This is a genomic window from Paenibacillus alvei DSM 29 (assembly GCF_000293805.1).
In the GTDB taxonomy this organism is placed as follows: Bacteria; Bacillota; Bacilli; order Paenibacillales; family Paenibacillaceae; genus Paenibacillus_B; species Paenibacillus_B alvei.
In genome coordinates this window covers 42,177-54,808 of sequence record NZ_AMBZ01000015.1, presented here as the reverse complement: position 1 = coordinate 54,808, position 12,632 = coordinate 42,177, and the positions used below count along the sequence as shown (strand labels likewise).

23 protein-coding genes are annotated in these 12,632 nt (G+C 43.1%); 21 read left to right on the top strand and 2 right to left on the bottom strand.

The features are described from left to right. From PAV_RS36670 to PAV_RS29800, 6 genes are all read left to right on the top strand, one after another. Positions 1-225, top strand: a 225-nt coding sequence (locus tag PAV_RS36670) for a hypothetical protein (protein WP_040737290.1), incomplete at its 5' end; no start/stop codon positions are given. Between the two features lie 131 nt (positions 226-356). Beyond that, positions 357-773 carry a hypothetical protein gene (locus PAV_RS29815; RefSeq protein WP_005552172.1) on the top strand — a complete coding sequence of 139 codons (417 nt, stop codon included), beginning with the start codon at positions 357-359 and terminating at the stop codon, positions 771-773. After that, on the top strand, positions 766-900 hold the full coding sequence (locus PAV_RS37095) for a hypothetical protein (protein WP_005552170.1): 135 nt from the start codon (positions 766-768) through the stop codon (positions 898-900). The genes PAV_RS29815 and PAV_RS37095 overlap by 8 nt, the downstream gene beginning before the upstream one ends. A 38-nt stretch (positions 901-938) precedes the next feature. Further along, positions 939-1,232 (top strand): hypothetical protein, encoded by a 294-nt coding sequence (locus PAV_RS29810; protein WP_005552168.1) that lies wholly within the window; start codon positions 939-941, stop codon positions 1,230-1,232. After that, complete coding sequence (locus tag PAV_RS29805) at positions 1,229-1,456, top strand: hypothetical protein (protein ID WP_005552167.1); 228 nt, start codon at positions 1,229-1,231, stop codon at positions 1,454-1,456. The genes PAV_RS29810 and PAV_RS29805 overlap by 4 nt, the downstream gene beginning before the upstream one ends. A gap of 4 nt (positions 1,457-1,460) precedes the next feature. Further along, complete coding sequence (locus tag PAV_RS29800) at positions 1,461-1,967, top strand: ArpU family phage packaging/lysis transcriptional regulator (protein ID WP_005552166.1); 507 nt, start codon at positions 1,461-1,463, stop codon at positions 1,965-1,967. A 286-nt stretch (positions 1,968-2,253) separates the two neighbouring features. Here PAV_RS29800 and PAV_RS32905 read toward each other — a convergent pair whose 3' ends face one another. After that, complete coding sequence (locus PAV_RS32905; RefSeq protein ID WP_005552165.1) at positions 2,254-2,664, bottom strand: hypothetical protein; 411 nt, start codon at positions 2,662-2,664, stop codon at positions 2,254-2,256. 1 nt (position 2,665) lies between these two features. Continuing rightward, positions 2,666-3,037: a DUF6864 domain-containing function gene (locus tag PAV_RS29790; RefSeq protein WP_005552164.1), complete on the bottom strand. Its 372-nt coding sequence runs from the start codon at positions 3,035-3,037 to the stop codon at positions 2,666-2,668. 493 nt (positions 3,038-3,530) lie between these two features. On the opposite strand from PAV_RS29790, the gene PAV_RS29780 reads away from it, so the two are divergent. The 15 genes from PAV_RS29780 (at position 3,531) to PAV_RS29715 (ending at position 12,630) form a co-directional block, all read left to right on the top strand. Further along, complete coding sequence (locus PAV_RS29780; protein WP_005552162.1) at positions 3,531-3,788, top strand: hypothetical protein; 258 nt, start codon at positions 3,531-3,533, stop codon at positions 3,786-3,788. A 123-nt stretch (positions 3,789-3,911) separates the two neighbouring features. Continuing rightward, positions 3,912-4,181 (top strand): terminase small subunit, encoded by a 270-nt coding sequence (locus PAV_RS36665; protein WP_338010922.1) that lies wholly within the window; start codon positions 3,912-3,914, stop codon positions 4,179-4,181. Then, entirely contained in the window at positions 4,178-5,443 is a 1,266-nt protein-coding gene (locus PAV_RS29770) for a PBSX family phage terminase large subunit (protein ID WP_005552158.1), read from the top strand. The genes PAV_RS36665 and PAV_RS29770 overlap by 4 nt, the downstream gene beginning before the upstream one ends. 4 nt (positions 5,444-5,447) lie before the next feature. After that, positions 5,448-6,836 carry a phage portal protein gene (locus PAV_RS29765; RefSeq protein WP_005552157.1) on the top strand — a complete coding sequence of 463 codons (1,389 nt, stop codon included), beginning with the start codon at positions 5,448-5,450 and terminating at the stop codon, positions 6,834-6,836. Then, on the top strand, positions 6,820-7,857 hold the full coding sequence (locus PAV_RS29760; protein WP_005552155.1) for a minor capsid protein: 1,038 nt from the start codon (positions 6,820-6,822) through the stop codon (positions 7,855-7,857). Before PAV_RS29765 ends, PAV_RS29760 begins: the two co-directional genes overlap by 17 nt. Positions 7,858-7,947: 90 nt before the next feature. After that, positions 7,948-8,559, top strand: coding sequence for a DUF4355 domain-containing protein (locus PAV_RS29755; protein WP_005552153.1), 612 nt, complete (start codon positions 7,948-7,950; stop codon positions 8,557-8,559). Positions 8,560-8,573: 14 nt separating this feature from the next. Beyond that, positions 8,574-9,491, top strand: coding sequence for a hypothetical protein (locus tag PAV_RS29750; protein WP_005552152.1), 918 nt, complete (start codon positions 8,574-8,576; stop codon positions 9,489-9,491). After that, positions 9,491-9,631, top strand: coding sequence for a hypothetical protein (locus PAV_RS35465; protein ID WP_005552150.1), 141 nt, complete (start codon positions 9,491-9,493; stop codon positions 9,629-9,631). The genes PAV_RS29750 and PAV_RS35465 overlap by 1 nt, the downstream gene beginning before the upstream one ends. Positions 9,632-9,657: 26 nt before the next feature. After that, the gene (locus PAV_RS29745) at positions 9,658-9,972 is read left to right on the top strand and encodes a phage head-tail connector protein (RefSeq protein ID WP_005552149.1); all 315 of its coding nucleotides are present in this window, start codon (positions 9,658-9,660) and stop codon (positions 9,970-9,972) included. A gap of 40 nt (positions 9,973-10,012) precedes the next feature. After that, positions 10,013-10,324 carry a hypothetical protein gene (locus tag PAV_RS29740; RefSeq protein WP_051135246.1) on the top strand — a complete coding sequence of 104 codons (312 nt, stop codon included), beginning with the start codon at positions 10,013-10,015 and terminating at the stop codon, positions 10,322-10,324. Further along, positions 10,321-10,746: an HK97-gp10 family putative phage morphogenesis protein gene (locus PAV_RS29735; protein ID WP_005552146.1), complete on the top strand. Its 426-nt coding sequence runs from the start codon at positions 10,321-10,323 to the stop codon at positions 10,744-10,746. The genes PAV_RS29740 and PAV_RS29735 overlap by 4 nt, the downstream gene beginning before the upstream one ends. Positions 10,747-10,762: 16 nt before the next feature. Beyond that, positions 10,763-11,116: a hypothetical protein gene (locus PAV_RS29730; RefSeq protein WP_005552145.1), complete on the top strand. Its 354-nt coding sequence runs from the start codon at positions 10,763-10,765 to the stop codon at positions 11,114-11,116. 15 nt (positions 11,117-11,131) lie between these two features. Further along, positions 11,132-11,560, top strand: coding sequence for a phage tail tube protein (locus PAV_RS29725; RefSeq protein ID WP_005552144.1), 429 nt, complete (start codon positions 11,132-11,134; stop codon positions 11,558-11,560). A 55-nt stretch (positions 11,561-11,615) separates the two neighbouring features. Beyond that, positions 11,616-12,224, top strand: coding sequence for a hypothetical protein (locus PAV_RS29720; RefSeq protein ID WP_005552143.1), 609 nt, complete (start codon positions 11,616-11,618; stop codon positions 12,222-12,224). 67 nt (positions 12,225-12,291) lie between these two features. Continuing rightward, positions 12,292-12,630 carry a DUF6096 family protein gene (locus PAV_RS29715; RefSeq protein WP_005552142.1) on the top strand — a complete coding sequence of 113 codons (339 nt, stop codon included), beginning with the start codon at positions 12,292-12,294 and terminating at the stop codon, positions 12,628-12,630. The last annotated feature ends 2 nt before the right edge of the window (positions 12,631-12,632 follow it).

Here is a 12,632-nt window from a genome sequence, read left to right as displayed (position 1 = left end):
GTTGCGCCACACGCTATACGGCGTGCAATTGCAGCGGAGGAAGAAGTGGAACGGCTAAACCAGCGGCTCCAAGACGCACTAAAAACAATGATAATCGTGAGGGATGAACTGAAAATAAACGAGAAAATGGGACTCTTCAAGTGTACAAGGTGCGACTACACAAATGATATCAATCTACTTTCATATACCATACAACGCATACAGGAGGAGGGGAAGCAGTCATGAATATTTGCCAGAAATGCTTTGACGATATGCACATGGTAAGAACGGAAGATGGAATTAATTAAATTCGTGTGTGACAGTCATTGTGGTTATGAAGATACAGGTTGGGAATTGATCAAGGAGGAAACAGAGTCATGACATATACAAGAGAGCAACTGGAACAGATGACAGATGGGGAACTAGAAGAGATCGTCCCCAAGGTAGCTGGGTGGCGTGAGGAAGAACATCCAGGAGTAAATGGGACGGGGCAGTGGATGGCAGAGTACGAGTATGGAGTGTATTACAAGCAAGATGGAACCATGATTGAAGTGCTAGGTTACGAGCCAGCGACAGAAGTAGAAGAATCATTGGAACTGCAAGAACTGGCTATTGAGCGGAATGCAGTAGAGTATGTACGGCAATTGGACGGGCTAATGTGGCCTAGTGGGTATGCAATAGCCCATGACTATGCCCTGAGAAACGTCATCAAAATGCTTCAAGCAACACCACGTCAGCGCACCATAGCATCCATACTCACCCTACAGGGGCAGGGAGGTACAGGGGATGAGTAGACCACTCTGCGAAATATGTAAGGCGAAAGAATCACGAACGGCGTTGACGGACGGAAACGGAAGATACATTCACCTATGCCTAACCTGTGAAGAACTGCTGCTGAAAGGAGATAGTAAGGATGCATAAGAAGACGACGGACATAGAAGGATGGCGGAAAGTCATACATGACAATGCCCATCCATACGATGCACGGGATCATAGGAGATGATACGGAACGATTGTCCTACTGGAAGCAAGAGTATCAGAAGAAAAGTGAACTATATGACGAGCTGAAAGAACAATACACAACTGAGAAGAAACGAGCAGACGAAGCCACGGAACGAGAACGGCGACTATTGGAACTGCTTGATCGGATTCTGGATAAAACTGATGGTTACTCCGCATATAGCAACGAAGCATATATACACTCTTGGATTCGAGAGATGCAAAGATCATTGTACGGAGCTGACAGTGCATGAAGGTAACCGCTAAAACACATTGGGTATGGACGTCTCAGGCAGAAGAGACTTGGGACAACCGGTATAAAGGACACCCGCGCATTGCAGGACAGCCCATAAAGGAAACAGAAGAGGACTCCAAGGAAGTAGAACCTGCTTGGCTGCTACGTGGTTATGTCATAGATGCATCGGATTATATCGCAGAAGACGGGCAAATGGACTTATACGAACTTTTGGAGGGGTGAGACAATGGGGGTTGAACAACTATCAATGGATACCATACCAGAAATAGACGTAAATTCGACCAAAGCCGAAGTAATTGGCGCATTCAGATTATACAGAGTGCGCAAACACTGCAATATGGAAGAGCTAGAGCCAGTCATAACACCATCCTACGAGCCGCGATATCACGGCAATACAAATAGCACTAGTGATCCTACAGCAAAGACTGCATTGCACAATTCACATTTGATCGAAATGTACAAATACTGCCGGAGAATTGAACAAGCCGTTGAGAGGCTGCAACCAGAGGAAAAATTAATCATGCAGGAACGGTACATGAAAGATTATGTCAAGGATTATCAGGTGTACAACTTCATTTTTAAGCCACCGATAAGCCATAACACCTATAGAGAAATACGAAATAATGCTCTCATCAAGTTGGCTCATTCGCTTGGCTTAGTAAAGTTCAGACAAAAAAGTGCAAAAAAAAGGATGAAAAAAGTACGCTGTGAACGATTCAGGCTGATAAGATGATAACATAGACGCAATGAACGAGAGGCGCGGCGAACAAACCCGGCGACAGCAAGAAGGATACCGGTGGAAACCGCGCAGCGTCTACATAGTGCGTTATTCATAACCTTAATATATAGCCGTCCCTTAGGGGGCGGTACTTTTAATTGGAACGTAACTTGTATCACTTTGATATTGTGACCTGTTTTTGACCATAAGATAGATATTGTAAGTGCTATGATATAGTTACAAAAAAAGAAGGCCGTGTATCAACGGCCATAATAAATATCTGTGTTATGTAGTAGTTAGTTTATTTTATCTGATTTAAGGGTTTCGATAAAATCTTCATCTCTACCCTTATTTCTGTATCTGAATAGATGGTAAAACAGTATAAAAGCCAAAAACCAGAGGCAACTCCAACGATGATGAACAGTGATCTCCAAGTATCTGCCGGTATAGAAAAAGCAGACTTGAAATCAGCTGCGGCTAGAGAAGCAATTACAGATAGCAGGATAGAGAAGGGGGCAACCCAGTCGCTTTTAGCTTTATTGTACTTTTGGTGGTTAATTAAAGCTAAATTAATCTTATCTTTGGTTGTGACGATAACCTCTTGGGCTATGTTAGTATGGACAGTTGAACCTTGGGCTAACTCTTCATTGATTTGAATGCCTGATGTTTTTCTGCGTTGTCTTTTGGGCTCTTGAGTGGCTGTAACTCCCAAACTATTCACCCTCCTTAAGGTTTCTGTAAAGGGTGTAATGAAAAGTTTTATCAGAGTTGCTAGTTAAGGAGTACACACGATAATTAAGAAACAGCTTTTTACCACGGTGTTGTCCAATTTCAATTGGTGTGGAGTTACCCATCCCTAAGCTATTGTTGAAATTAATAAAATCGATAATTAGGCAATTGTCGTTGCTTCTAAACCTGAGGTTGCCGTCTTCATTGTCGTTTTCACTTTGTACAAAATTGAATTCCAACTTGAGGTGCCAATTATTAAGATCTATTGACATCTTAATCGGCTCATTATCATAAGTTATTAAGGTACCGGATGAAATAACTTCAGTCGATTCAGTGGTTACAGTTATTTTCTCCATATGACATTCTCCTTAGGATGTGATAAAAATATGGTTCAAGCATTAGTTGGTATTTTGTTATTAATAGTTCTAACACTACATATTGTAATAGTAATTCGACGAAATTGTAAGTATAAGGAACTAGAAAAAAGGTATAAACAGAGAAATCAATGTCGTTGATAATTCAGCGGCTTTTTTCATAGGAGGAAATACCTTCCTTGTGTCGAAGTATGACGTTATAGGGAGGGAATGCTAATGATACACTGCTGTAAATACTGTGACACTCTTATGATGGGACAGGATAACGACAGAATGTGGAATAATCAATACTGTAGAATTTATGTATGTACAAACGATAAGTGTAAGGCTGTATATGAAGAATGGACAAATGGTAGAGGAGTCTCTATACCAGGTAAAGATAGATGGTTTAATCCTCGTACAAAAGAATTTGAAAATTAACGCACAGCGCCCTTAACGGGTGCTTTTTATTTTGAAACGAAAGAAGGTGGGTGACATGAATGTTAGCAAAAACCTAAAACTTATGCTGATGAAGTTAGGGAGACAAGGACATGACGTTTCACTGATTCAAGAACAAAGGTATTCCCGTGACTACGATAGTGTATATACAAGATACAAACTAACATTCTGGATAGAAGGGGAACGTAAAAACAAAAAGACAGGGGAAGTTAAACGATGTATCATGCCGGATACCTGTGAATTTAATAGCGCAATAGAGTTGTTGCAATATATGGTGGTGATTGCAAATGAATGAACTGAATGAAAGGCATAAGGCATTTGCTGACTATTATATAGAGAATCAAAATGGCACTGAAAGCTACAAAAAGCTTACCCGAACTGCAAAAAGGATTCGACAGCAAGAGTTAATGCTAGCAAGCTGCTAACAAACCCTAACATTCAAAAGTATATAAAAGAAAGATTGGCAGAGAAGGAAGCTGAAAGGGTTGCAAGTCAGGACGAAGTGCTTGAGTTCCTCACTCAAGTGATGCGTGGTGAAGTTAAGGATCAATTGGGGCTGGAGACACCGGTAAAAGAGCGAAGTAAGGCCGCCGAGTTGCTAGGCAAGAGATATGCCTTATGGACAGATAAACAACAAATAGACGTTAATGGTGCTGTTCAGATCATTGACGATGTACCAGACGGATGAAGATCACATTAACTGATCTAATAGCTCCTAGTTTTTATGGCGTACACCGCGCACTTAAGGAAGATCGATATACACATTATTGGTTAAAAGGTGGGCGTGGTTCTACAAAGTCGTCTGTTATCTCAGTAGAAATTATTTTAGGGATGATGAAAGACATAAATGCTAACGCTGTAGCAATGCGTAAAGTTAAAGAGACGCTTAGGGAATCAGTTTTTGAACAGTTGGCATGGGCAATAGAAAAGCTTGGTGTAGCACATTTATGGGACATACCGAAATCTAAGTTAGAATTAACATATTTACCAACAGGACAGAAAATCCTATTCCGAGGTGCGGATAATCCAAAGAAGATTAAATCCACTAAGGTTTCTAAGGGCTATTTTAAATATGTGTGGTATGAAGAGATTGACGAATTCGGCGGTATGGAAGAAATTCGTACAATTAACCAGTCATTGTTGCGTGGAGGATCCAGTTTTGTAGTGTTTTATAGTTATAACCCGCCAAAATCTCAGCGAAATTGGGTTAATGCAGAAGTGACTGAACAAAGAGATGATCGTTTAGTGCACCATAGCACTTATTTAACTGTTCCTCGGCAATGGCTGGGTGAACAGTTTTTTGTTGAAGCCGAGCACTTGAAATTAACAAAACCAGACAATTACAAACATGAGTATCTTGGTGAGGTTACTGGTACAGGAGGCGAAGTATTCCGCAATCTGACCTTTAGACGCATTACAGATGAGGAAATTGCTATATTTGATCGCATAAAACGAGGCTTAGACTTCGGCTATGCGAAAGATCCGCTGCATTACGCAGTCATGCATTTTGATAAGACGCGGAGACGGCTATTTATTTTCCATGAGATTCATAAAGTTCGTATGAACAATCGAACTGCAGTGACGGAGATCAAAAAGGAGAATACAGGAAATCGTCCAGTGACTGCAGATAGCGCGGAATCGAGAACGGTAAACGAGTTCCGGGAACTTGGTCTGAATATCGTGCCGGCTAAGAAGGGGCCAGATAGCGTGGAGCACGGCATTAAGTTCCTGGAGGACTTGGAAGAAATCATTATAGATCCAGAACGTTGTCCGAATACGAAACGCGAATTCTACGGGTATGAGTTGGAGCGAGATTCAAACGGAAACTTCAAGGCTGGCTACCCAGATAAGGATAACCATAGTATCGATGCAGTGCGCTATGCACTAGAAGATGAAATGCGGAGTGCACGGCTTAAAGTCGGCAAGAAATCAGCATTGGGGGTGAGATAAGAACATGGCTATTATTAGAGATCGTGACTTGATAACCGATCCAAACGACATACCGGTACCGCTTATAGTGAGTTGCATAAAAGAGCATCGAAAAGGCGTTTCTAGGCTTAATATGCTGGATGAGTATTACATGGGTAAGCATGCAATATTGGAACGGCAGCTTGGAAGCGATACGGGCTTACCGAACAACCGTATAGTAGCTAACCACGCTAAATACATTACCGATATAGCGGTCGGCTATGTCACGGGGAACCCTGTTAAATACGAGGGCAAACAGATTGAAGATATCACGGAAACATATAAGCATGTCGATATCGTTTCCCATGATGCAGAATTGGCAAAAGATCTATCTATTTTTGGCGTTGGGCGTGAATTGTACTTTATGACATCAGATGATAATCCGATCCCTAAAGCAACAGTCATTGATCCACGACAATTGTTCTTGGTAGTGGACGATACGGTGGAGTACAAAAGCATATTTGGCGTTCATTACTATCAGAAACGTGACATAAACAATGAACCGATTGGCTGGAAAATCAACGTCTATACACCTGATTTGATCGTAGAATACCAAGGTAAGGACTTGGAGCGTTTCGACATGGTGGATATCAAGAGACATTACTTTGGAGCCGTGCCCGTCGTCGAGTTTTGGAACAATGAAGAACAACAAGGCGACTTTGAACAGCAAATAAGCCTGATTGATGCATACAACCTCTTGATGAGTGACCGCGTCAACGACAAGGAACAGCTTGTGGATGCGATACTAGCAATCGAAGGTGTTTCGCTTGGAGACAGCGAGGAAGAAGCTAGCCAGACGATTAAATTACTCAAAAAATATAAGGTTCTTGAGATGCCAATAGGAGCAAAGGCGGAGTGGCTCGTAAAGCAACTCAATGAACAACAGGTTGAAGTGCTGCGAGGTGCGATTAAGTCAGACATTCACGAATTCAGTATGGTACCAAACCTGACAGACGAGAATTTCGCTTCAAATGCCAGTGGTGTGGCTATGAAATACAAACTTCTTGGATTGGAGCAGCTTGCCAAGAACAAGGAACGTTATTTTGTACAAGGACTGCGAGAACGTCTTAAGCTATTTGCGAACATCCTCAAGGTGAAAGGGAAAGCGGTTGACGTTACTGACGTAACAATTACGATGACTCGGAACCTGCCTGCTAACGACCTTGAAACCGCTCAAATGATCTCGCAATTAGTAAACATGGTTAGCAATGAAACGCTAATCACCCAACTATCTTTTGTAGAAGATGCTGCAGAAGAGACGAAAAATGTTGATGAGCAGAAAGAGAAAGACGTCAAACGCAATCAAGAAGCATTTGGCATGCCTATGGGTGATGATGAGGACGAGGACGTGAAGGACGATGAAGCAGCGGCCTAATACCTATTGGGATCGGCGGGCGTTACAACGGATGAAGGAATATCATAGAGGCGCCGATTCGACGGTGTATATCATCACGGCGGCATATGACCGGGCTGTTCACGACATCAATATGGAGATAGAAAAGATATTCCGTACATTCGGCGCCGATGGTCAATTGGATCCGAAAAAGGCCCGCAAGATACTGAATCAGTATATCCCTAATCCGCTACTGAAACTGGCCAAGATAATTTATCCTAAGCTGAAAAATGACCGCATTAAGCGTTGGCTGCTGAACAAAATGAATGCTCCGGCTTACAGAGCTAGAATAACTCGACTCCAGGCGCTTAAGGAGAATGTATATCTACAATCAAGGCTAATTGCTGACGTTGAGATCGAAGCCAGTACAAAGGGATATGTACGAACCATGAAAGAGGCGTACTATCGTACCATGTTTGATATACAGCATGGTTTGGGTGTAGGGTTCGAGTTTGCATCAATGCCGACAAATGTTATAGAAACGATACTTAAAAGGCCGTGGTCAGGTCAGCATTTTAGTAAACGGATATGGAACAATACCGATGTTCTGGCAGAACGAATGACGAATGTTATCACGGCAGGATTTATGAGCGGTGCCAGCATAGATAAAATGGTTCGAGAGTTAGAAGGGCTATCAGAGCTGGGGAAACACGCAGCCAGTCGGCTTGTACGAACTGAAACAACCTATATGGCTAATGCTGCCGAAATGGAGTCATACGAAGAAGCAGGCATTGAAAAGTATTTGTTCATGGCGACGCTGGATAAGCGTACATCAACGCAATGCCAACAACATGACAAGAAGGTTTATAAGACGAAGGAAGCTGTTCCTGGTGTAAACATGCCGCCATTGCATCCATATTGTCGATCCACGACTAGAGCATATTTTGGAGAAGACACACTAAAGGGGATTCAACGGCGTGCCCGTGACCCGGAGACAGGAAAAACATATTTGGTTCCTGCCAGCATGAACTATGCTGAGTGGAAAAAACAATACGCAGCCTAAAGGGGCTGTTTTTATTATGTCCAAACGTGCTGAAGACGCTATAAAAGCTGCATGCTACGAAGCCGACGGGCGTTAAACGGGAGGGGTACAATGCCAAAACAATATACTTCAAAGGCATATAGATTTTCGCTCAATCTCCAAATGTTCGCAGATGGAGAAGGTGGAGGTGAAGGAGCTGCACCAGGAGCTGGAGAAGGTGGCGCTGGACAAGGTGCAGACGACAAGGGTGATAAGGTAACATTCACCTCTGAACAGCAAGCGGAAGTGGATCGCATTTTAGGTGAACGTTTAGGGAAAGCCCAGTCCAAATGGGAAAAAGACTTCGAATCGAAGCTTGCTGCTGCAAAAACAGAAGCTGAGAAACTGGCAAAGATGAATGCAGATCAAAAGGCTGAGTATGAACAGCAAAAAAAGCTAGACGAGCTAACAAAGCGCGAAGGGGACATAACTCGACGTGAGCTCCGGGCAACAGCGCTGGAATCATTGGCAGAGAAGGGGTTGCCGAAGCAACTAGCCGATATTTTAGTATACACGGATGCTGACAGCACTAGTAAGTCCATTGAATCGGTAGAAAAGGTATTTCGTGAAGCGGTTGAAGCCGCTGTAAATGATCGATTGAAAGGTGATACACCTAAAGGCGGAGGCGCTGGTAAGGGGAATGCTGCAGTTGATGAAATCAAGAAAATTTTCGAAACACGATAAGGAGATGGATACAAATGGCTATCAATACACTTGAATATGCAAAACTATTTCAAACGGAGTTGGACAAGCAAGTAGCGCAACAAGCCACATCGGGATGGATGGAGTCCAATGCAGGGCAAGTAAAATACAACGGCGGTGACGAAATCAAGATCCCTGAGATCATTGTGCAAGGTTTGGCGGACTATGACCGCGACAATGGCTTTAATCAAGGGGCAGTAACATATAAGTACCAAACGCACAAACTGACACAAGATCGTGGTCGTACATTCCAATTGGATGCTATGGACGTTGATGAAACAAACTTTGGAGCATCTGCAGCAAATGTTATGGCAGAATTTCAGCGGCTGCATGTAATCCCTGAGATTGATGCTTATCGTTACAGTTTTATTGCAGCAAAGGCGACAGCAGTAGGGAATAGCGAGACGTACAAACTTGATGAAGCAACTATCGTTAAGAAAATGTACTCACATATCTTCAAACTGGCTGATTTAGGTGTAGATATGTCGCAGCTTGTTACAACGATCAGTTGGCCAGCATATGAAGTGCTAACAAACAATACGACAATTCAAAAGAAGATCGATGTAATATCCTTCACTCAAGGCGGTATCAATCTACAAGTTAAAGCCCTTGACGGTATCCCGTTGATCCCGGTGTCCAGCAACCGCATGAAAACAGCGTATGAGTTCTTGGACGGTACAACCACAGGTCAAGAAGCAGGTGGATTTAAACCGGCTGCAGGTTCCTTGCCTGTACACTGGGAGATTACAGCGCGCAATGCTCCAATTGGTATCAGTAAAACAGATGTTGTTCGTATTTTTGATCCTCAGACGAACCAAAAGGCTAACGCATGGAAATTGGATTACCGTAAGTACCATGACATGATCATTGCAGATAATAAAGCTAAAACAATCTTCGTGGCGGTGGGCGAATAATGATTACACTACAAAGGCTGAATGTAGTTAAGGTCGTGGCGTCAGAGTACGAGGCGGAAAAGCTTATTCGCAAGGGTTTTGTATTGATTGAAGAGATTGAAAATAAAAGGTCAAGTAAGAAAACAGGGGACGGCGAATAACCGTCCTCTTTTCATGGAGGTGCGTTATGTCGCAACTCGAAAAATTAAAGATTCAACTGGGCATTCAAGGTGAAAGTCAAGATAAGTCTTTGACGTTGCTGCTTGAGGATGTGGCCTCCGATCTACTAGTCTGGACAAATCGTTCTACGCTGCCAGCAGTTTTGGAAACTACCCAGCGACAAATAGCGGTAATTCGTTATAACATGCAGGGTGTGGAAGGACAGACATCGCATTCGGAGGGTGGCGTTAGCCGTTCATTTGATGAACTACCGCCTTCTATAAAGGAATCAATAAACCAACGGCGGTTGTTGAAAGTGGTGAGCTACAATGCGGCTCCGTGAGCGCGATAAGCGGCCAGTGATATTTCGGGAGCGTGCCACCATGAAAGATCCGGATGGAACCTCATACGAGGGGTGGAGCATAACGGGAGTTACTATCCGGGGGAGTGTGCAACCAGCAGGTGGCCGTTCGATGGCTGAGATGTACGGGGAACGCCTTGGATACATGTTGACGGTGTATGTTGAGCATACGCCAGAATCTCTTCGTTTTTTGAATGAATTTAACGTTAATAAAAATGGTTATGGCGCTTGGGTTTACATCCCTGATGACAGTATAGAGCCAGACTATAAGGTTGTTGCTATAAGGCCATGGGGCGCTCATATCGTCATAGATTTGGAGGCGATCAGAGCGTGACAGAGATAAAAGGACTTAGTAGCCTGCTGCGAAAGCTTGATGCATTAGGAGGAAACAGCAGGAGAGCTCTTAAAACTGGCGTGCTTCAAGCAGCCAAGAAAGTGCAAGGGGATGCAAAGGATCTTTGTCCTGTAGATCAAGGGCATTTGCGAAATAGTATTCAGGCACAAGTGAAGGAGAAAAACGGGAAATTAGAAGGCGTTATCTCAACAAATGTTGAGTATGCGGCCTATGTAGAATTCGGCACTGGGCAACGCGGTGATTCGTCTCCATCCCCGCCTAAATATGATGGGCAGATCAATTATCGGCAGGACTGGGCAGGTATGCCAGCCCAGCCTTTCTTATACCCTGCTGCACACATGAATAAAGATGCAGTGCCTAAGATTGTGGAAACACATCTGAGAGAAGAAATAAAAAAATAGCTGCGAGGTGATGCCTTTGTATGACGTTAAACCAGGGGTAAACACGCTGTTGTCAGCGATTAACGGCGTCACGGTTTCAGACGCATACCCGAAGGACTTTACAAAGCTGCCTCACATTTCATTTTACGAGCTTGCGAATAGCGATCCGATCCGAATTGTAAATGGCCCTCTAACAGATATAGCGATTCAAATTGATATTTGGCACAACCGATCAACTGGGGCGCTGGCACAACAGGTTGATGAGAAGCTGAACAGCATCGGATTTCGACGCCAATTTGCTCAAGACGTGCCGGATCCATCAGGGATCAAACATAAGACAATGAGGTACAGGGGTGTCGTGGATGCGCGTACAAACCATGTCCATCAATAAAGGAGAGTGTTAATTATGGCAGGTATTCTGTCTAAAGATACGACGTTATCGTATAAGGCAAGTGGGGGATCAACATTTACAGAAATTCCATTCTTGATGGAAGTTCCAGAAATGGGCGGCGATCCAGAAAAGGTGGAAGTTACAACATTGAAGGACGGGGTTAAAAAGTATATTCCAGGTATTCGCGACCTGGGCGACCTCGCTTTTAAATTTCTGTATGACAACGCTACGGCCGCAAGTAATTACCGTATTCTTCGCGGTCTACAAGATAGTAATACAGTAGCCACATTTAAGGTTGAGTATCCAGACGGTACAGGACATCAATTCGATGCTTACGTGAACGTTAAGATGGATGCAGCATCGGTTAACGCTGCTATGACGTTCACCTGTAGCATGAGTTTGCAAAGTGACATTTCCGTAACGCATCCAACTGCAACTCCATAAGCATGAAATCTATGGTAGTATAGAACGTATATTACCATAGATTGGAGGCACTACGATGAAGAAGACGGTTATAATGGCACTCGTATTAATTCTTTGCTTTTCAACAAGCGCGTTTGCAGCAGGTAAACAAGTCGCTCCAATGAAGTTGACCAAAGATGGTATAACGGTTGAGGTGACTAGCGCTACACTTGAAGAGATCAAAGGAGACCGTACAAAAGATAATTACCGCGACGACAACGGCGAGTATTTTGCAAACGGAAGTAACATTGTGAAGGCTGCAGACTATCGTAACTTAGTGTTGAAGGTAAAGTACACAAATGGAAGAAAAACCGATATCAACTTCCCTAAACTGCCGATTGCATGGACAATCACACTTCCTGGTGGTGAAAAGGAAAAAGATACGAGATTGTATACAATCGGAAAGAATCTTACCGGAAAGGTGAAAAAGAATAGCACCGTCGAGGATACTATTACACTATTAGTTAAAAAGCCAGCTAAAAAAGATGGTTTTGTGCTCACATATAGCCTTCTCGATTACAACGATGAGTTCAATAACGCTATCAACGGTGTAATGTCTGGTAAGATCAGTAAAAAGGAATGGGATAAGAAATACAAAAAGAAATTCACCCCAGTTGATATGATTATTAAATTACAAGTTAAATAATTTTTCTAGGCACTCTCATTCGGGAGTGCTTTTTTATTTGAACATACCCATTAAAGGAGACGATCACATGTTATATAGCACGCTTCGAGTTGGAGAAAAAGAATACAAATTGCGCGTTACTGCAAAAATTGCTGTGGATATCGAACGAAAAATTGGCAAGCCACTACTTTCGATTTTTGGTGAGGGGAATCTGAATGAACTTCCAGGGATAGAGACACTTCTTATAGTTCTACACGGCGCACTCCAAACTTATGAGCACGGAATTTCACTTGAAGATGTCTACTGTATTTATGATAAATATGTTGAAGGCGACGGGTCGTATGCTGGACTCCTTCAAGAACTGGTAGAGGTATTGAAGATCAGTGGTTTTTTCAAGGGGGCGCCGAAAGAGAGCAAGACGGAGTAGGA